The 19,015-nt window shown below is 73.6% G+C and carries 19 protein-coding genes; 13 read left to right on the top strand and 6 right to left on the bottom strand.

Translation table 11 applies throughout. From position 1 onward, the window contains the following. Nucleotides 1-234: 234 nt before the first annotated feature. The 5 genes from AB0N63_RS32435 (at nt 235) to AB0N63_RS32415 (ending at nt 5,214) form a co-directional block, all read left to right on the top strand. A complete protein-coding gene (locus tag AB0N63_RS32435) occupies nt 235-1,371 on the top strand; it encodes a ParA family protein (protein WP_365534782.1) in 1,137 nt (378 codons plus the stop codon). After that, the gene (locus tag AB0N63_RS32430; RefSeq protein ID WP_365534778.1) at nt 1,356-1,934 is read left to right on the top strand and encodes a hypothetical protein; all 579 of its coding nucleotides are present in this window, start codon (nt 1,356-1,358) and stop codon (nt 1,932-1,934) included. Before AB0N63_RS32435 ends, AB0N63_RS32430 begins: the two co-directional genes overlap by 16 nt. Nucleotides 1,935-2,297: 363 nt before the next feature. After that, complete coding sequence (locus AB0N63_RS32425; RefSeq protein WP_365534775.1) at nt 2,298-3,464, top strand: segregation/condensation protein A; 1,167 nt, start codon at nt 2,298-2,300, stop codon at nt 3,462-3,464. After that, on the top strand, nt 3,461-4,147 hold the full coding sequence (scpB, locus tag AB0N63_RS32420) for an SMC-Scp complex subunit ScpB (RefSeq protein ID WP_365534772.1): 687 nt from the start codon (nt 3,461-3,463) through the stop codon (nt 4,145-4,147). The genes AB0N63_RS32425 and scpB overlap by 4 nt, the downstream gene beginning before the upstream one ends. After that, a complete protein-coding gene (locus AB0N63_RS32415) occupies nt 4,147-5,214 on the top strand; it encodes a pseudouridine synthase (protein ID WP_365534770.1) in 1,068 nt (355 codons plus the stop codon). The genes scpB and AB0N63_RS32415 overlap by 1 nt, the downstream gene beginning before the upstream one ends. A gap of 301 nt (nt 5,215-5,515) precedes the next feature. Here AB0N63_RS32415 and AB0N63_RS32410 read toward each other — a convergent pair whose 3' ends face one another. Both AB0N63_RS32410 and AB0N63_RS32405 read right to left on the bottom strand, forming a co-directional pair. Next, nucleotides 5,516-6,277, bottom strand: coding sequence for a nucleotidyltransferase domain-containing protein (locus tag AB0N63_RS32410; protein ID WP_365534768.1), 762 nt, complete (start codon nt 6,275-6,277; stop codon nt 5,516-5,518). Between the two features lie 22 nt (nt 6,278-6,299). Further along, nucleotides 6,300-6,770, bottom strand: coding sequence for a Rieske (2Fe-2S) protein (locus AB0N63_RS32405; protein WP_365534765.1), 471 nt, complete (start codon nt 6,768-6,770; stop codon nt 6,300-6,302). Between the two features lie 269 nt (nt 6,771-7,039). Here AB0N63_RS32405 and aroH point away from each other — a divergent pair, with 269 nt between their 5' ends. The 5 genes from aroH (at nt 7,040) to der (ending at nt 11,625) form a co-directional block, all read left to right on the top strand. After that, nucleotides 7,040-7,402: a chorismate mutase gene (gene aroH / locus AB0N63_RS32400; RefSeq protein ID WP_009187853.1), complete on the top strand. Its 363-nt coding sequence runs from the start codon at nt 7,040-7,042 to the stop codon at nt 7,400-7,402. Beyond that, complete coding sequence (locus AB0N63_RS32395) at nt 7,399-8,484, top strand: prephenate dehydrogenase (protein WP_365534762.1); 1,086 nt, start codon at nt 7,399-7,401, stop codon at nt 8,482-8,484. The genes aroH and AB0N63_RS32395 overlap by 4 nt, the downstream gene beginning before the upstream one ends. Nucleotides 8,485-8,701: 217 nt before the next feature. Next, complete coding sequence (cmk, locus tag AB0N63_RS32390) at nt 8,702-9,397, top strand: (d)CMP kinase (protein ID WP_365534759.1); 696 nt, start codon at nt 8,702-8,704, stop codon at nt 9,395-9,397. Next, entirely contained in the window at nt 9,355-10,062 is a 708-nt protein-coding gene (locus AB0N63_RS32385) for a lysophospholipid acyltransferase family protein (RefSeq protein ID WP_365534756.1), read from the top strand. Before cmk ends, AB0N63_RS32385 begins: the two co-directional genes overlap by 43 nt. A gap of 78 nt (nt 10,063-10,140) precedes the next feature. Continuing rightward, entirely contained in the window at nt 10,141-11,625 is a 1,485-nt protein-coding gene (gene der, locus AB0N63_RS32380) for a ribosome biogenesis GTPase Der (protein WP_365534753.1), read from the top strand. An 84-nt stretch (nt 11,626-11,709) separates the two neighbouring features. On the opposite strand, the gene AB0N63_RS32375 is transcribed toward der, so the two are convergent. Both AB0N63_RS32375 and AB0N63_RS32370 read right to left on the bottom strand, forming a co-directional pair. Further along, entirely contained in the window at nt 11,710-12,081 is a 372-nt protein-coding gene (locus AB0N63_RS32375; protein WP_365534751.1) for a hypothetical protein, read from the bottom strand. A 38-nt stretch (nt 12,082-12,119) separates the two neighbouring features. Continuing rightward, on the bottom strand, nt 12,120-12,953 hold the full coding sequence (locus tag AB0N63_RS32370) for a hypothetical protein (RefSeq protein ID WP_365534749.1): 834 nt from the start codon (nt 12,951-12,953) through the stop codon (nt 12,120-12,122). A gap of 551 nt (nt 12,954-13,504) precedes the next feature. Between AB0N63_RS32370 and AB0N63_RS32365 the strand changes: the two genes are divergently transcribed. The 3 genes from AB0N63_RS32365 to AB0N63_RS32355 all read left to right on the top strand — a co-directional run bounded on the left by AB0N63_RS32365 (nt 13,505) and on the right by AB0N63_RS32355 (nt 16,220). Beyond that, the gene (locus tag AB0N63_RS32365; protein WP_365534747.1) at nt 13,505-14,227 is read left to right on the top strand and encodes a transglycosylase family protein; all 723 of its coding nucleotides are present in this window, start codon (nt 13,505-13,507) and stop codon (nt 14,225-14,227) included. 374 nt (nt 14,228-14,601) lie between these two features. Beyond that, complete coding sequence (locus tag AB0N63_RS32360) at nt 14,602-15,630, top strand: YafY family protein (protein ID WP_365534745.1); 1,029 nt, start codon at nt 14,602-14,604, stop codon at nt 15,628-15,630. A 374-nt stretch (nt 15,631-16,004) separates the two neighbouring features. Continuing rightward, nucleotides 16,005-16,220 carry an I78 family peptidase inhibitor gene (locus AB0N63_RS32355; protein WP_365534742.1) on the top strand — a complete coding sequence of 72 codons (216 nt, stop codon included), beginning with the start codon at nt 16,005-16,007 and terminating at the stop codon, nt 16,218-16,220. A 34-nt stretch (nt 16,221-16,254) separates the two neighbouring features. Here the strand turns inward: AB0N63_RS32355 and AB0N63_RS32350 are convergent, their stop codons facing one another. Both AB0N63_RS32350 and AB0N63_RS32345 read right to left on the bottom strand, forming a co-directional pair. Continuing rightward, nucleotides 16,255-17,274 carry a phosphatase PAP2 family protein gene (locus tag AB0N63_RS32350; RefSeq protein ID WP_365534741.1) on the bottom strand — a complete coding sequence of 340 codons (1,020 nt, stop codon included), beginning with the start codon at nt 17,272-17,274 and terminating at the stop codon, nt 16,255-16,257. Between the two features lie 252 nt (nt 17,275-17,526). Then, nucleotides 17,527-18,855: a hypothetical protein gene (locus AB0N63_RS32345; protein ID WP_365534739.1), complete on the bottom strand. Its 1,329-nt coding sequence runs from the start codon at nt 18,853-18,855 to the stop codon at nt 17,527-17,529. Between the last annotated feature and the right edge of the window lie 160 nt (nt 18,856-19,015).

Here is a 19,015-nt window from a genome sequence, read left to right as displayed (position 1 = left end):
CACCGGTGAAACCTGCTGTGCGACGGTTGTACGCCCTTGACAGGGGGATGTTTCATTGCCGACACATCGGGCCGGGTCCGGCGGATTGTGTTGCTGCGGACGCCCGACACGCCATAGAGTCGCCAAACGTCGGCATGGTGCCACGCTGACCTGTCTAGAAGTTTCCTGGTCACCAAGGAGGTAAGACGACTTGTGAATGAGTCGACATTTTCTCCCGGGGGTGGTCAACCAGGAATGCCTGCGCGGGGCCAGGGCTCCACGGGGCTCGAGGCTGTCGGCTCCGTAGCTGTGCGCACCTTCGCAGCCCACCAGGGTCACCGGTTCCCAGGGGTGACCCAGCCAGGACACCAGAGCATGGATGGCCATCACGTGAACGCCATGGCCGGCGACGGAAGTGGCGCGCCCCACAACCACTTCGCCGACTACGACGAACTGCCCGAGGGGCACTTCTACGACCCCGACGCCGAGTACGAGCCCGATCCGGAGTACGCGGCCACGCTCGCGCCCGACGCGGCACGCCAGCGCCGTGAGCGCGTGGGCCCGACCGGACGCCCGCTGCCGTACTTCCCGATCCCGGGCCCGCTGACCGACCACGGCCCCGCGAAGATCATCGCGATGTGCAACCAGAAGGGCGGCGTCGGCAAGACGACGTCGACCATCAACCTGGGCGCCGCGCTCGCGGAGTACGGCCGCAGGGTGCTGCTCGTGGACTTCGACCCGCAGGGCGCGCTGTCGGTCGGCCTCGGCGTCAACCCGATGGAGCTGGACCTCACCGTCTACAACCTGCTCATGGAGCGGGGCATGTCCGCGGACGAGGTGCTGCTCAAGACGGCGGTCCCCAACATGGACCTGCTGCCGAGCAACATCGACCTGTCGGCCGCCGAGGTCCAGCTGGTCTCCGAGGTCGCCCGCGAGTCGACGCTCCAGCGCGCGCTGAAGCCGCTGATGGACGACTACGACTACATCGTCATCGACTGCCAGCCCTCGCTCGGCCTGCTCACCGTCAACGCGCTCACCGCGGCGCACAAGGTGATCGTGCCGCTGGAGTGCGAGTTCTTCGCGCTGCGCGGGGTCGCGCTGCTCACCGAGACCATCGAGAAGGTCCAGGAGCGCCTGAACCCGGATCTGGAGCTGGACGGCATCCTCGCCACGATGTACGACTCGCGCACCGTGCACAGCCGCGAGGTGCTCGCACGGGTCGTCGAGGCGTTCGACGACCACGTGTACCACACGGTCATCGGGCGCACGGTCCGCTTCCCGGAGACCACGGTCGCCGGCGAACCGATCACCACGTACGCCTCCAACTCCGTCGGCGCCGCCGCCTACCGCCAGCTCGCCAGGGAGGTGCTCGCCCGGTGTCACGCCGAGTGAGTCTGCCCGGGGCCGACGAACTGTTCCGTACGACAGGGGGGACGGCGCTCCAGGCGTCCACTCCCCGGCGCCAGGCCGGCGGCGAGGGCCGGGTGCCCGCCCCCGCGGGGGAGGCCGATCCCTCCGCCCCGGCGGAGGACGCCCCGCAGTCGGTGCCCGCGCAGGGCGGCGACGGGGACGGCGCGGAGCACGCGGCGGCCGACGCGGAGGCGGGCGGGACCGGTGAGTCCCGCAGCCGCGGTGTGACGGAGGCCGCGGAGAGGTCCGGGCGGCGGGCGGGCGCACCGGAGGGCGCCGACCCCGCGGCGGCCGCCCCGCGCAAGCGCGGACGGGCGGCGGCCCGGCGGCCCAGCGGGCGCGAACGGCACGACGAGAAGATCACGGTCTACGTCTCCGCCGAGGAGCTGATGGACCTGGAACACGCGCGCCTGGTGCTGCGCGGCGAGCACGGGCTGGCCGTGGACCGCGGGCGCATCGTCCGCGAGGCGGTCGCGGTCGTCCTCGCCGATCTGGAGACCCGCGGGGACGCCAGCATCCTCGTACGCCGCCTGCGCGGACGGTAGCGGTAGCCTGCGGAGGTCATGACCTCGAACGACGTTCCCCCGGCCGGCCCGGGCCGCAGACGCGCCCTGGGCAGGGGCCCGGGCACGAGCGCCCCACCCCCGCCCACCGAGCCGCCCCAGCCCCCGATGACGCCGGACGAACCGACGCGACGGGACGCGCCTGCGGCGCCTGCCGGTTCTGCGGTGCTTGACGGGCCTGCGGTGGATGGTGGGCCCGCGGAGACTGGTGGGCCGGCGCGGGCGGAGATGCCCACGGCGCCGGACGGGTCGGAGCCGGTCGATGCGCCTGCGGCCCCTGGGGGGCCGGCGCGAGCGGAGCCGCCCGCGGCGCCTGACGGGCCGGGGCGGGCTGAGGTGTGCGCGGTGCGCGATGAGCCGGTACAAGCGCCTGCGACGACTGCCGAGGCGGCGCTCGGCGGGGTGGTGGTGCCCGGTGAGGCGGCGCGGCCCGGGGCGGCGACGGCACCGGGAGCGCCCGTCGAACCGGTGGAGCGTCGTGCCACGCCGTCCGCCGCCGGCGCGGGTCCGGAGGCCGGGCCCCGCCCGGACCGTCCCGGGACCGGCGCCCCGGGTACGGACCGGTGGAAGGCCGACCCGCACGCCGACTCGGACACCCCTGGGCCGGCGGCCGAACCCCGCACCCTGCCGCCGGAGGCCGCTGCCGTTCCGGCGGACGGTCAGGCGGGCGGCGCTGGGGCGGGCGACGGGGCCGGGGTCTTCAAGGTGCGGCTCTCCAACTTCGAAGGCCCCTTCGACCTGCTGCTCCAGCTGATCGGCAAGCACAAGCTGGACGTCACCGAGGTCGCGCTGTCGAAGGTGACCGACGAGTTCATGGCGTACATCCGGGCGATGGGGCCGGACTGGGACCTGGACGAGACGACGGAGTTCCTGGTCGTGGCCGCCACACTGCTCGACCTCAAGGCGGCCCGGCTGCTGCCCGCCGCCGAGGTGGAGGACGAGGCCGACCTCGCCCTGCTGGAGGCCCGCGACCTGCTCTTCGCCCGCCTGCTCCAGTACCGGGCGTACAAGCAGATCGCCGACATCTTCAACCGGCGCCTGGACGAGGAGGCCCGCCGCCACCCCCGTACCGTCGGCCTCGAACCGCACCACGCCGAACTGCTGCCCGAGGTCGTCATCAGCATCGGCCCGGAGGGCTTCGCCCGGCTCGCCGTCAAGGCGATGCAGCCGAAGCCCAGGCCGCAGGTGTACGTCGACCACATTCACGCCCCCCTGGTCAGCGTGCAGGAGCAGGCCGCGATCGTGGTGGCCAGACTGCGCGAGCTGGGCGAGGCGGGCTTCCGCACCCTGGTCGAGGACACCGACGACACCCTGACCGTCGTCGCCCGCTTCCTCGCCCTGCTGGAGCTGTACCGGGAGAAGGCCGTCGCCCTGGAGCAGGAGACGGCCCTCGGCGAGCTGACCGTGCGCTGGACGGGCGGCGACGGTGACGGGACGCCACGGGTCACCGACGAGTTCGACCGCCCGCCCGAGCAGCCCGAGAAGTCCAAGGAGGAGGAGAACAAGCCGTGAGCGAGGACACCACCGAGGTCCCGGCCGGGCTGCGCGGCGTCGCCGACCTCGGCCTCAAGCCCGCCCTGGAGGCGGTCCTGATGGTCGTGGACGAGCCCGCGACCGAGGAACAGCTGGCGAAGACCCTCCAGCGCCCCAGGCGGCAGATCGCGGAGGCGCTGCGCGAGCTGGCCGACGAGTACTCCGCGCAGGGCCGCGGCTTCGAGCTGCGGACGGTCGCCGGCGGCTGGCGCTACTACACCCGCCCCGAGTACGCGGCGGCCGTGGAGACCTTCGTCCTGGACGGCCAGCAGGCCCGCCTCACCCAGGCCGCGCTGGAGACCCTGGCCGTGGTCGCCTACCGTCAGCCGGTCAGCCGCAGCAGGGTCTCCGCGGTGCGCGGAGTCAACTGTGACGGCGTGATGCGCACCCTGCTCCAGCGCGGACTGGTCCAGGAGGCGGGCACGGAACCCGAAACAGGTGCGATCCTGTACACGACGACGAACTACTTCCTGGAGCGGATGGGCCTGCGCGGTCTGGACGAGCTCCCGGAGCTCGCGCCCTTCCTCCCGGAGGCGGAGGCGATCGAGGCCGAGACCCAGGAAGGGGTGCCGTCGTTCGACCCGGACGCCCCCGATGACGGCCCGGGGCCCCGGACGACCGTCCGGGGGTACGACGACGCAGACGACCAGACGGACATTTGATGCGAAGCAGCGGCAGGAACGGCGGACACGGCGGGCGCGGCAACCACCGCGGCGCCGGCAACGACAGGGACGACAAGCAGGGGCAGGGCCGCCCCCGCAAGCCCCGTCCCGAGGAGCGCCGCTACGACGTGGGCCCCGGCGCCACGAAGGACGGCCCCAAGGCGGGCCGAGGCGGCGCGGCCCGCGGCGGCGCCAAGGGCGGCCCCAAGCAGGGCCAGCAGCGCGGCGGCCGTACGGCCCCGGCGCGCTCGCGCGAGTACGAGGCGCGGGCCGAGGAACGCAACCGCGAGCGCTACGCGGGCAAGAAGGACATCAAGCCGCCCAAGACCTTCCCCGGCGCCGAGCAGGAGGGCGAGCGGCTCCAGAAGGTCCTCGCCCGCGCCGGCTACGGCTCGCGGCGCGCCTGCGAGGAGCTGATCGAGCAGGCCCGCGTCGAGGTCAACGGCGAGATCGTGCTGGAACAGGGCAAGCGGGTCGACCCGGAGAAGGACGAGGTCAAGGTCGACGGCCTGACCGTGGCCACGCAGTCGTACCAGTTCTTCTCGCTGAACAAGCCCGCCGGCGTCGTCTCCACCATGGAGGATCCCGAGGGCCGCCAGTGCCTCGGCGACTACGTCACCAACCGCGAGACGCGGCTGTTCCACGTGGGCCGGCTCGACACCGAGACGGAGGGCGTCATCCTGCTCACCAACCACGGCGAGCTGGCGCACCGCCTCACCCACCCCAAGTACGGCGTGCGCAAGACCTACCTCGCGCACATCGTCGGCCCGATCCCGCGCGACCTCGGCAAGCGCCTGAAGGACGGCATCCAGCTGGAGGACGGCTACGCGCGCGCGGACCACTTCCGGGTGGTCGAGCAGACCGGCAAGAACTACCTCGTCGAGGTCACCCTGCACGAGGGCCGCAAGCACATCGTGCGCCGCATGCTCGCCGAGGCGGGCTTCCCGGTCGACAAGCTGGTCCGCACCGCCTTCGGCCCCATCACCCTGGGCGACCAGAAGTCCGGCTGGCTGCGCCGGCTGTCCAACACCGAGGTCGGCATGCTGATGCAGGAAGTCGACCTCTAGTGCGGTGACCGGGAAGGTTCACCGGCTCGCGACGCCCGGCACGGCACCTCGCCGCGTCGTCCCATCACCCGGGTACACCCGGTTCGCGGGTGATGCTCCGCCCTGCGAGGCTCCCCCACTGCCCGAACGGCGCGGGAGGTGCCCCCGTCACCGGACGCCGCGAGCTGCCCGGCAAACCCTCCCGGTCACAGCACCAGGGCCTCTCGTTCGGATCATGCCGGGCTCGCGGGGGCCGGCACCGCGGCCCCGAGCTCTTCGAGCAGGGGCCCTTGCTGCCTGAACGGCGCGGGAGGTGCCCCCGTCACCGGCCCCGCTCCCCGATCCGGCCTGAGCCGAACGAAAGACCCTGGGCCTCCAGGCCTCCCGGCCGCCGGACCGGCTCCCGGAGGGCCGAGGCGTGGCGGACCCGGTGCAGGAAGTCCGCCACGCGGCGGTGATCGGGTTCCGCCGGCAGGGGCGTGCTTCCGGCGGCCGTCTCGGCCTCGGCCGCCAGGCGCGCCATCCGGGCCTCGACCCGGGGCCAGCGCACCTCGCCGCGTTTCACCGCCAGCAGGCCCTCGCGCTCCGCGCCCACGTCCACGGTGAGCCGGCCGGTGCGCAGCAGATCGCGGGCGCTGATCAGCAGCCGCAGCAGATGCATGGCGTGCTTCCAGCGCGGGGCGCCGTGCGTGCGCAGATCGGCGTCGAGCTTGCGGCGCTGCCCGAGCGCGTACCCCGTGAAGCTCTCGTACGCCCTGCGGGACAGGAACGCCTCCCGCAGGGCGAGCAGCTCCCGGCCCGTGGCGTCGGCGTGCTCGACGAGCGGGGAGTGCAGGCACTCCAGGATGTTGGGATTGGCGCGCAGGGCCAGTTCGCAGAAGCGTTCCAACTCCCAGCTGAACTGCTCGGGCAGCGGACCGTCCACGTGCGCGGGCGGCTTCTCGAAGCGCCAGAACAGCGCGGTGGGGGCGACGTAGACGCCCCGGCGGTCGGTGTCGCTGTCGTCCGTGGCCAGCCCGAAGGCGCGCGAGCCCGTCACACAGGCGTAGATCGTGTGGTCGCGCACCAGGTCCTCGGGCTGCATGACCCGGAGCGTACGCGCCACCTCACGTCAGGCGGATGGAATTTCCCGCCACCTCGATCTTCTTCGGGGCCAGCGGATGGGTCGCCGGGCCCCGCGCCACCGTGCCGTCGGCGACGTGGAACATGCTGCCGTGGCAGGGGCAGTCGATGGTGCCGTCCGCGACCTTGGCCACCGTGCAGCCCTGGTGGGTGCAGACGGCCGAGAAGGCCTTGAACTCGCCCTCCTTCGGCTGGGTGACGACGATCTTGTGCTCGGCGAAGATCTTGCCGCCACCGACGGGGATCTCGCTCGTGCTGGTCAGCTCCTGCGCCATGGCGCTCTGCGCGGCGGAGGAGGCCGCGGCGGGGGAGGAGACCGGCGCCGAGGCGGCGGGGGACCGCTCGGTCGAACCGGTGTCGGACGAGTTCGAGTCGCTGCAACCGGTGGCCACGAGCGCCGCCGCGCCCGTCGCGAGAACCGTGCGCCGGGACGATCCGGTCGATCCCTGAGTCATGCCGTCGCTCCGAGGGGTGCCGAGGAGGGAGATCGCTCCGAGTGGAGCGGCAGCATCCTCCCACCAATAAGCCCCAGGACGAAGCAAATCGACAGCGAGTACCACGAATGGTTCTTTTCCCTCCCTTTGCCCGCGGCGCCCCGTCCGGGTCCGCGGCCTCCCGCCCGCGCCCACGGCGTCTCAGCGGGCGGGCGGCGCACGCTCGCCGCACCGCGGCTGACTAGGCTGGGCGCCCGAGTCCGACACCCATGTCAGCAAGGAGCAGCGCCGTGGCGGTACGAGCGGTCCGGGGAGCCGTCCAGCTGGAGCGGGACGAGGCCGGTCATATGAGCGAGCAGGTGGAAGCCCTGCTCACCGCCGTCCTGGAACGGAACGGCCTGACCGCCGACGACCTGATCAGCATCTGGTTCACGGCCACCCCCGATCTGCACAGCGACTTCCCGGCCGCCGCGGCCCGCCGGCTCGGCATCCTCGACGTCCCGCTGATCTGCGCGCAGGAACTGGACATCGAGGGCGCCATGCCGCGCGTGGTGCGGGTCCTCGCGCACATCGAGTCCGACCGGCCGCGCGCCGAGATCGCCCATGTCTACCTCGGCGCCGCCGCCGCCCTGCGCAAGGACATCGCCCAGTGAGGACCGCACTCGTCGTCGGCACCGGCCTCATCGGCACCTCCGCCGCCCTGGCCCTGACCGCGCGCGGCGTGACCGTGCACCTGGCCGACCACGACCCCGGACAGGCCCGTACGGCCGCCGCGCTCGGCGCCGGGACGGACGAGGCCCCGGACGGGCCGGTGGACCTCGCGATCGTGGCCGCCCCGCCGGCGTACGTCGCCGACGTCCTGGCCGACGCCATGCGCCGGGGCGTGGCCCGCGGCTACCTGGACGTGGCCAGCGTCAAGGGCGGGCCGCGCCGCGAACTTCAGGCGCTGGGCCTGGACCTGACCGGCTACATCGGCACCCACCCCATGGCGGGCCGGGAGAAGTCGGGCCCGCTGGCCGCGTCCGCCGACCTCTTCGAGGGCCGCCCCTGGGTGCTCACCCCGACCCGCGACACCGACACCGAGGTCCTGAACCTCGCCCTGGAGCTGGTCTCGCACTGCCGCGCGGTGCCCGTCGTCATGGACGCCGACGCCCACGACCGCGCCGTCGCCCTGGTCTCGCACATGCCGCACCTGGTCTCCAGCATGGTCGCCGCGCGCCTGGAGCACGCCGAGGAGGCCGCCGTACGGCTGTGCGGGCAGGGCATCCGGGACGTGACCCGGATCGCCGCCTCCGACCCGCGGATGTGGATCGACATCCTCTCCGCCAACCCCGGGCCGGTCGCCGACCTGCTCTCCGACGTCGCCGCCGACCTGGAGGAGGCGGTGCGGTCGCTGCGCGCGCTCCAGTCCGCCGACCAGGACAAGCGGCGCGAGGGCGTCGCCGGCATCGAGGACGTACTGCGCCGGGGCAACGCCGGCCAGGTCCGGGTGCCCGGCAAGCACGGGGCCGCGCCGCGGGCCTACGAGGTGGTCGTCGTCCTCATCGACGACCAGCCCGGCCAGCTGGCCCGCATCTTCGCCGACGCCGGACTGGCCGGCGTCAACATCGAGGACGTGCGCATCGAGCACGCCACGGGTCAGCAGGCGGGCCTGGTCCAGCTCCTGGTCGAGCCGAAGGCCGCCCCCGTCCTCACGGCGGCCCTGCGCGAACGGGGCTGGTCGGTCCGCCAGTAGCGGCTCTGCCGACCGGTACGGACGGTGGGACCGGGCCGGAGCGGGGGGCGACCGGCCGGACCGGCCTGCCGGCCGTGGCCCGGATCCACCGTTCATCCGGCCGCCAGGACCGTGGCCCTCGGCCGTCAGGAGGGGGTCGGGAAGCCAGTAACCTTGTGCGGGGCGCCCTCGCGTCCCGCCACCCGTCCGCCACCCTTCACCAGGAAGGTGCCCCGCTGTGGAAAACGGCGCCGCCCGGACCGCCCCGCCCGTGATTGTCGCCATCGACGGCCCCTCCGGCACGGGCAAGTCGAGCACGTCCAAGGCCGTCGCCGCGCAGCTCGGCCTCAGCTACCTCGACACCGGCGCCCAGTACCGGGCGATCACCTGGTGGATGGTGACCAACGGCATCGACACCGACGACCCGACCGCGATCGCCGCCGTGGCCGGCAAGCCCGAGATCGTCTCCGGCACCGACCCGGCCCACCCGACGATCACCGTCGACGGCGTGGACGTGGCCGGCCCGATCCGCACCCAGGAGGTCACCTCCAAGGTCAGCGCGGTCAGCGCCGTACCGGAGGTACGGGCGACCATCACCGAGCTCCAGCGCACGCTGGCCTCCGCCGCACCGGCCGGCATAGTCGTCGAGGGTCGCGACATCGGCACCACCGTGCTGCCCGACGCCGACCTGAAGATCTTCCTCACCGCCTCCCCGGAGGCGCGGGCCGCCCGCCGCAGCGGCGAGCTGAAGGGCGCCGACGTCCACGCCACCCGCGAGGCCCTGATCAGGCGGGACGCCGCCGACTCCAGCCGCAGGACCTCCCCGCTGGCCAAGGCCGACGACGCGGTCGAGGTGGACACCACCGACCTGACCCTGGCCCAGGTCATCGAGTGCGTCGTCACCCTCGTCGAGGAGAAGCGAGCCGCGAAGTGAGCGTTCCGCCCGAGCGCCCGGCGGGCCCGCCGTCCGAGCGCGGCGCCGACGTCGGCCGCCGGATCGGCGTCGGTCTGATGTACGGGCTGTGGCGCCCGCGCGTCCTCGGCGCCTGGAAGGTGCCCGCGAGCGGCCCGGTGATCCTCGCCGTCAACCACTCGCACAACATCGACGGCCCGATGGTCATGGGCGTGGCGCCCCGGCCGGTGCACTTCCTGATCAAGAAGGAAGCCTTCGTCGGACCGCTCGGCTCCTTCCTGACCGGCATCGGCCAGCTCCAGGTGGACCGCCACACCACCGACCGCACGGCCATCACCCGGGCCCTCGGCGTCCTGGACGCCGGCGGGGTCCTCGGCATCTTCCCGGAGGGCACCCGCGGCGAGGGCGACTTCGCCTCCCTGCGCGCGGGCCTCGCCTACTTCGCGGTCCGCAGCGGGGCGCCCATCGTCCCGGTGGCGGTGCTCGGCAGCGCGGACCGCGGCGGCACACTGGTGAAAGCGCTGCCGCCGCTGCGCTCACGCGTGGACGTCGTCTTCGGCGCCCCGTTCCAGGCGGGCGACGGCTCCGGGCGGCGCACCCGGAGGGCGCTGGACGAGGCCACCGAGCGCATCCAGAAGCAGCTCACCGCCCACCTGGAAAACGCCAGGCGGCTCACCAGCCGCTGAGCGACACTTGAGTAGTGGATCACCGCGAACCGGCGGCGCTCCACCGACCACCACGATGAACTACGAGGTACGGACTTCATGAACGACGACATCCAGCCCGACGGCTCGGCCGAGCACGAGCACGAGCACGGGGCGCTCGGCGACGCCGAGTACGCGGAGTTCATGCAGCTCGCCGCGGAAGAAGGCTTCGACGTCGAGGACGTCGAGGGCGCCATCGAGGAGGCCGGTCACGGACCGCTGCCCGTGCTCGCCGTCGTCGGCCGCCCCAATGTCGGCAAGTCGACCCTGGTGAACCGGATCATCGGCCGCCGCGAGGCGGTCGTCGAGGACAAGCCGGGCGTCACCCGCGACCGCGTCACCTACGAGGCCGAGTGGGCGGGCCGCCGCTTCAAGGTGGTCGACACCGGCGGCTGGGAGCAGGACGTGCTCGGCATCGACGCCTCCGTGGCCGCGCAGGCCGAGTACGCCATCGAGGCCGCCGACGCGGTCGTCTTCGTGGTGGACGCCAAGGTCGGCGCCACCGACACCGACGAGGCGGTCGTCCGGCTGCTGCGCAAGGCCGGCAAGCCCGTGGTGCTGTGCGCCAACAAGGTGGACGGCCAGAGCGGCGAGGCCGACGCCGCCTACCTGTGGTCGCTCGGTCTCGGCGAGCCGCACCCGGTCTCGGCCCTGCACGGCCGCGGCACCGGCGACATGCTGGACCGCGTCCTGGAGGTGCTGCCCGAGGCGCCGCGCGAGACGTTCGGCGGCGCCGGCATCGGCGGTCCGCGCCGGGTGGCCCTGATCGGCCGCCCCAACGTCGGCAAGTCCTCGCTGCTGAACAAGGTGGCCGGCGAGGAGCGCGTCGTCGTCAACGAGCTGGCCGGCACCACCCGCGACCCGGTGGACGAGCTGATCGAGCTGGGCGGCAAGACCTGGAAGTTCGTGGACACCGCCGGCATCCGCAAGCGCGTCCACCTCCAGCAGGGCGCCGACTACTACGCCTCGCTGCGCACCGCCGCCGCCGTGGAGAAGGCCGAGGTGGCGGTCGTCCTGATCGACGCCTCCGAGTCCGTCTCCGTGCAGGACCAGCGGATCATCACCATGGCGGTGGACGCGGGCCGCGCGCTCGTCGTCGCCTACAACAAGTGGGACACCCTGGACGAGGAGCGCCGCTTCTACCTGGAGCGGGAGATCGAGACCGACCTCGCACAGATCGCCTGGGCGCCGCGGGTGAACGTCTCGGCGCGCACCGGGCGGCACATGGAGAAGCTGGTACCGGCGATCGAGACGGCGCTGGCCGGCTGGGAGACCCGGGTGCCGACCGGCCGGCTGAACGCCTTCCTCGGCGAGCTGGTCGCCGCCCACCCGCACCCGATCCGGGGCGGCAAGCAGCCGCGCATCCTGTTCGGCACCCAGGCCGGCACCAAGCCGCCGCGGTTCGTCCTGTTCGCCTCCGGCTTCATCGAGGCCGGCTACCGGCGCTTCATCGAGCGCCGGCTGCGTGAGGAGTTCGGCTTCGAGGGGACCCCGATCCACCTCTCGGTGCGGGTGCGTGAGAAGCGCGGCAACAAGAAGAAGTAGTGGCGTGAACGGCGAGAGGGCGGCCCCCGCACCGGGGGCCGCCCTCTCGCCGTTCACCGCGGGGGCGGCTGCCCCGTCGGGCGCTCAGTCGCCGCGGCGGGCGGGCGGCAGCGCCGCGGGGACGTGGTGCGTGCCGGAGTCCGGCCGCCCCAGCGTCCCCACGCGCTGCCACTGCGCCTGCTGCTGGCCGCCGCCGTGCCGGGCGCCGTACGCGCCGCCGTAGGCGACGTACGCGTTCGAGCCGGCGCCGTGCGACAGGTTGCCGAACGCGACGAAACCCAGGTCCTCCTCGCCACTGTGGTCGAACGGCACCGTGCGGTAGGACTTGACGTACTCGGCGTAGAGCGCGTCGTAGATCGGCGTGGCCGAGGGCCCGCCGTGGGGATCCTGGACGGGGCGCGCGGAGGACCGGGTCGGCGAGTACGGCTGGCGGCGGGGAACGTCGTATGCGTGCACGTATGTCCAAACGACCCCGGGCCGGAAGGGATGCGGGCTCAGGTGCCGGCCAGCGGCAGCGTGGCCGCGACCAGCCGTCCCTGGGCCGCCGCCTTGTCCAGCGCGTCGCGCAGCAGGTCCTCGCGCGGCTGGCGGCCGATGGAGCCGACCGGTGCCGCGTACAGCAGCACCTGCTGGTGCTTGTTGGCGGCGGCCCGCCAGCCGTCGGTGACCTGGAGCGGCTGGTGGGCCTGCCACCAGGCCACCGGCCGGCCGCCGTCCGCCCCGGGCTGCAGGACGGCGTGCAGCTGCCCCACGGCCAGCAGCACCGACCAGCCGTGCAGCACGGGCGGCACGGAGTCCAGGGCGGGCACCGGCTGGTAGCCCTGCTCCACCAGGAGCTGCAGGAACTCGTCGCCCGGACCGGTGCTGCCCGGGCGCACGATGGGGGCGGTCGGCTCGACGACGAGTGCGGGGTGCAACTCCCCGGCGATCAGCACCAGTCCGCTGGTCACCCCGAGAACGGCCTGCTCCGGGGCGGCGTTCGGGGGCGGGGCCTGCTGGGGCGCGCCCTGCTGCGGCACGGACTGCGCGGGCGCGCCCCCGGCGGCGCCCGGGTCCGCGTTGATGGAGCGCACCGCGCCGCGCAGCTGTTCCTCCGTGACCTGGACGACCTGCGAGGGCAGGCAGGTGGCGTGGGCGAAGGCGAGGACGGCGGTCTCGTCGCCCACGAACAGGACGGTGCTGGTGCGCTCCTGGGCGGAGTCGCCGGGGGTGCGGCAGGACGTGCAGTCGTAACTGCCCGGGGCGTTGTCTCCGGCGAGCAGCCGGTCGGCCTCTTCGTCGCCGATCTCGGCGCGTACGGCGTCGCTGACGTCGAGCATGCGCGGCACGGGTGGCTCCCTCGGGATGCGGTGCGTGGCGGGGCCGGGTGGCTCCCGGCCCAGGAACCGGGAGGGCCCCCGGCTCATGAAGAAGACAACGGAGGACCTGTGGCGGGAGTCACGCACTACGGCGAACGGAATCGAACCATCCTGCGCTCACGGTCACTTCCGGTGCGGAACCCGTCACTCCTCGTCAAGTGGGCTTTCTGTAAAGGGGCTTGACCGGGTGAAGTGGGTCACAGAGACGCGGCGACACTGGTCGACAAATCAGGAAATCAGGGAATGAAGTGGGTGGCCGAAAAAAGCCGTTCCCCGCGGTAACCCTCAACTGGCCTGCCGGAACGGGCCATTGGTTGAACTGTGCCCCTCCGGCTCCCTACATTCCTCCGCCGGGTGCACCGAGCACCGCCCGGGGACGTCCGCCGACCGCACCACCGGGAACCACCCAGCGCCACGCAGCACGACCCCGCACGGCGGACGGGGCGAGCGCACCGGCCGCGTCCCACGCGGCGGGAGTGCCTCCGCCTCGGGGTACCCCGGGTCGTCCGAGAGGGATCTACATGTCCGAATGTGCCTATACCCACGCCGACTCCCCGCACGAGGGCGCCCGTAGGGCGCGCACGACGGCGGTCCTCGCCGGGGCGGCCCTGCTCGCCCCGCTCGGCCTGCTGACGGCGGCCGGCGGAGCCCACGCCGCGGACAGCGGCGTCTGGGACCGCATCGCCCGGTGCGAGAGCGGCGGCGACTGGCACATCAACACCGGCAACGGCTACTACGGCGGCCTCCAGTTCGCCGCCTCGACCTGGCGGGCCTACGGCGGCACCGCCTACGCGGCCCGCGCCGACCAGGCCTCCGAGGCCCAGCAGATCGCCGTCGCGACCCGGGTCCAGCGGGCCCAGGGCTGGGGCGCGTGGCCCGTGTGCTCGGCCCGCGCCGGAGCCTTCGGCGGCGCACCGGCCGGCTCCGCCGGCGGCTCGTCCTCGTCCTCCGGCTCGGGTTCGGCGGGCGCCGGGACGGCGTACAAGCCGCACAAGACCCGCAGCTCCTACGAGTCGGCCCACGAGTCGGCCCGGCGCGAGACGCGGAACACCGCCCCGGCGGCCGGGACCGGCCGCTCGCAGCGCGGCGGGTCGCACGGCGACTACACCGTCCGCGCCGGCGACACGCTGAGCGGCATCGCCGCCCGGCACGGGATCGGCTGGCAGCGGCTCTACGCCGCCAACGCGTCCGTCATCGGCGGCGACCCCGACGTCATCGTGCCCGGCCAGCGCCTGGTGCTCTGACCCCTTACCGCACCGCGCGCCACCGCGCCACCGCTCCCTCGTCCGGAGCGCTTGGGGTCTTTCGTCCGGATCAGGCCGGGTCAGGGAGCGGGGGCCGGTGAGGGGGCCACCTCCCACGGCGTTCAGGCAGTGGGGGAGCCGCGCGAGGTGGAGCAGGCCGTCATGGCGGAGCCATGGCAAGCGACGACAACGCGGCGAGGGGCGGTGGCAGGGCCCGCGAGTCCGGCCTGATCCGAACGAGAGGCCCTGGGCCCCGCCCGGTCCCTCGACCGGGCGGGGCCCGCCCGCTCCCGAACCCCGGTACTCGCGTACCGGGCTCCTGCTCGTCCGCTCGCGGACAGAAGCTGTCCGCGACGCCTGGCAGACTCGCCCCCATGCTGGAGACCTCGGCTCGACTGCTGCGTCTGCTCTCACTGCTCCAGGCCCACCGCGAGTGGTCCGGGGCCGAACTGGCCGAACGGCTCGGCGTCACCGCGCGCACGGTGCGCCGGGACGTGGACCGGCTGCGCGACCTCGGTTACCCGGTCAACGCCAGCCCCGGCACCGGCGGCGGCTACCAGCTCGGCGCGGGCGCCGAACTGCCCCCGCTGCTCCTGGACGACGACGAGGCGGTCGCGGTCGCCGTCGGGCTGCGCACCGCCGCCGGGCAGGGCATCGAGGGCATCGGCGAGACCTCCGTACGGGCGCTGGCCAAACTGGAGCAGGTGCTGCCGGCCCGGCTGCGTCGCCGGGTGAGCGCTCTCAACGACTACACGGTGCCGATGCTGCGCTCCTTCCGGCCGTCCCCGGTCGACCCCGCCGTCCTGACCGAGCTGGCCCATCTGTGCCGGGACGGGGAGCGGCTGCGCTTCGAGTACCGGGGCCACGACGGCGCCGTGAGCCGCCGTACCGTCGAGCCGCACCGGCTGGTGTGCACCGAGTACCGCTGGTACCTGGTCGCCTGGGACCTGGACCGCGACGCCTGGCGGACGTTCCGCGTCGACCGCGTCACCCCCAGGCCGCCGCACGGCCCGCGGTTCACGCCGCGCACCCCGCCCGCCGAAGACCTCGCCGCCTATGTCTCCGAGGGCGTCTCCCGGCGGGTGTACGCCCAGCAGGCCGCCGTCCGGCTGCTGGTGCCGCACGCGCAGGCGGCCGAGCGGGTCTCGCCCTCGGCCGGGACGCTGGAGCCGGACGGGCCGGACACCTGTGTGCTGCGCGCCGGCGCCCCCAGCCTGGACGTGATGGCCGTCCACCTGATGATGACGGGACTTCCGTTCGAGGTGCTGGAGCCCGCCGCCCTGACGGAGGCGATCAGGGCGGCGCGGGACCGGCTGGACGCCGCCCTGGCCCGTGGCGTCGCGGGTGACCGCGGCGACTTTGCCGCGACGGCCACGGACGGGGATGCTGTGCCGGAACCGTGAATTTCCTGTGGCGGCCCGGAGTCTCGCCCGCCCGCCGGAATACCCGCGCGCAGGTGACGCAAAGCCTCTTCGAACCCGTCCGCGAACGCGCCGGTAAGGGATCTCCGTATCATCTCCGCCGTTCTTTTCCCGCGACCCCGGCCAGGTGCGCGAACAGTCTGTGACGGGCCCCGGCCGGGCGCGGGGAATTTCGTTCGAACGGCCGCACAAGGCGGTCGCGGGGTCGGCTCGGACCGGGGGAGTTCACGGGGCCCGCGGGCCGCGGTCCTGTGACAGAAATGTGACAGTCGGGGTGCGGAGGACGCCCGGGGCAGGTCACTGCGGGTGTCCGGCGGGGCTTCCCCCGCCCGCGGCGCAGGCCCTAGCGTGGCCGTATGGCACCGATTCCCACTCCGCCCGCGGAGCCTCAGGACAGTCCGGAAGGGTACGTCGGCCTGGAGGCCGCGGAGGCCGAGGGGCTGGCGCGGCGGCGCGGCTGGACCACCGTGCGCTCACTGGAGCCGGGCACGGTCATCACCATGGAGTACCGGTACGGGCGGCTGAACTTCGAGGTGGCGGACGGCCGGGTGGCCCGGGCCTGGAAGGGCTGACCGTCCGGCGGCCCGCCCGTCCGGCGGCGGGCTGTCAGGGACGGGCCGCGGTGGTGCTGTGCGGGACGCGGTCGGAGTGCGGCGGCCGGCGGCTGCCGGACGGGGCGACCGGGGCGCGCTCCGCCCTCGTCGTGTGCGAGGCGGGCGCGTGGTGGAAGGCCGGCGGGCGCGCCGACCGGCCCGCGCCGACCGTCTCGCGGCCCGCCGGAGCCTCCTCCGGGGCGGGTGGGCGCGGCTTGAGCATCCCGGGCGCGCCGGAGGGAAGACCCGGCGCGGACACCGGCACTCCGCGGCCGTACCGGGCGCGCCAGCGGTCGCGCAGGTCGAAGAGCCAGTTCTCGGTCCGGGTGATCAGCGGCTCGAACCAGGGCAGCGCCAGCAGGTTCAGCAGTCCGGCGGCCCAGCCGAGCAGCACATCGCTCAGCCAGTGCGTCCCCAGGTACACGGTGGTGAGGCCGACGCCGAGCGCCGTCACCGCCGACAGCGCCGACAGCCAGCGGCGCGCCCTCGGGGTGGAGGCCAGATAGGCCAGGACGCCGTAGGTCATCACCGCGTTGGCGGTGTGGCCGCTGGGAAATATATCGCCGCCGCGCCACATCTCGTTGGAGCCGATGACGGTCGCGTAGTGCGGTCCCAGGCGCCCCATGCCGTACTTGGCGGCGCCGACCGTGACGTTCAGCAGCAGCAGCGAGGTGGCGAGGACGAGCAGCGGGCGCAGCGTGTGCTGCCGCCAGCAGCGCCAGCCCAGCCAGGAGGCGATCATCACCGCGGTCGGACCGCGCTGCCCCAGCACCACGTAGTAGTCGAGGAACGCGTGGATCTGCGGCCACTGCTGGTACGGCCGGAAGAACATGACCTGCCAGTCCAGACGGACCAGCCAGGACGTGGTCACCACCGCCCAGACGATCGCCAGGTAGAAGGCGAGGATCGCCGAGAACAGCACGAACCGGTGCCGGCTCATCCGCGGCACGTCGATGTGCGCCGGCCGTTGCGGCTCACGGTCCAGCCTGGCGAACACCCGGTCCAGGCGGGTGACGGTTCCTTCGGTACGCACCTAATCGACGTTACAGCGAGTGAGGGCAGTTCCCTGACGAATCACGTGGTTTGTGATGACGATGTGATGTGGGATTGCTCTCAACGGGTCTTTATTTCCTCGGATTCACTAATACGTGCGCCCGCCGGCCTGCATTTCTTTTGATCATTCCGGTGAATCTTTATCGGGCGCTTATGAATGCGTTGGCCGAACGCAGGGAGGGAATTCACCGTTCGTACACGGCGCGCGCCGGGGGCCGCCCGAAGAAGTCGATCATGGAGGTCCGGAGCCGTTCAGCCAGAACGCCCCGTAGAGCGCCGAGACGAGTGCGAGAGCGCCCGCCACCAGCGCCGACCGGGAGGCGCGGGCCCGGGCGAGGGCCGCCGCGAGCGGCAGCAGCAGCGGGAAGGCGGGCAGCAGCAGACGCGGCTTGGAGCCGAAGTAGCTCGACGCGCACAGCGCCAGCGCGGTGACGACGCCCGAGTACACCAGCAGCGGCAGCGGCTGCCGCTGCCGCACCCCGACGACGTACAGCCACACGAGCAGGCCGACCCCGGCGATCAGGCCGGCCCCGGCCAGGGCGGACGGGAAGGAGGCGAGCTTGGCGGCGACGAAGCGGGCGAAGGCGTAGCCGCCGTCGAACCCGTTGCGCCAGCCGGCCTGTACGTGGAAGTAGCCGAAGAGGCCGTCGCCGGTGCGCCGGCCGACCCACAGGGCGTACCCGGCGCCGCCGAGCGGCGCGAGCAGCATGCCCAGGACGCGGCGGACGGGGGAGCGGGGGGCGGGCATCACGGCGTGCGGGGTGCTGCGCGCGCCGTGCGGGCCGGGCGTGCTCCCGTTGCGCACGAAAGAGCCGCGTTCGCGGTCGGAGGGGCCGCTCTCGGTTCCCGGCAGGCCGCCGGCGCGCCCGAGGAGCCCGCGCTCGCGCACGAAGGAGACGACGGCGGCCGTCCACACCGCGGCCACCACCGCGAGTCCGACCGGCCGGGTCAGCCCCGCCGCCAGGGCCAGCGCGCCCGCGCCCACCCAGCGGCCGGTGAGCACGCAGTACAGCGACCAGGCGGCCAGCGCCGTGAACAGCGACTCGCTGTACGCCATCGACTGCACGATCCCGACCGGCAGCGCCGCCCACAGCAGCACGGCGAACAGCCCCACCCGCCCGCCGTCGATCCCCGCCCCGCCCTCGGGCAGCGGGCGCGCCTGGTCGTAGACGTGCTCGACCACCGCGAAGATCCCCCACGCCGCGGCCAGCGAGGCGAGCAGGCTCACGGCGAAGCCCGCGTCGGCGTACGACAGCGGGCCCACCGCGGCCGGCAACCGCTCCAGCCAGGGCAGCAGTGGGAAGAAGGCGAGGTCGGAGTGGACGTCGCCGTTCGCGAGCCGCACCTCGTAGCCGTAGCCGCCGTCGGCCACCCTGGCGTACCAGAGGGAGTCCCAGCGGGCGGTGAGCAGGGTGTACGCGCTCTTGCCGCGCGCGGCGCTCCACAGCGCCAGGGTCAGCAGGCCCAGGGCGCGCACGGCCGCGTACCCGAGGAGGGCCGGGGCGGCCCGGCGCAGTGCCGTGGGCCGGGCCGGCGCGGCACGCGTCGCTTGATCGATCACGGGCTCGATTATCGACCGGGGCCGGAACCGGCCCGCCGGCCGGGGCGTGCTCCCCGGTAGTGCGTGGCGCACGCCACACGCGTTCGGCGAGAGGTGTGAGAGGTGGGCCACGTGTGCCGCGGGCGGACTCGCGTACGCTGACGTGTCACTCGCACCGTCG

This window comes from Streptomyces sp. NPDC093260, from assembly GCF_040683715.1.
GTDB classification, from domain to species: Bacteria; Actinomycetota; Actinomycetes; order Streptomycetales; family Streptomycetaceae; genus Streptomyces; species Streptomyces sennicomposti.
This window is presented reverse-complemented; position numbering and strand designations above follow the sequence as displayed.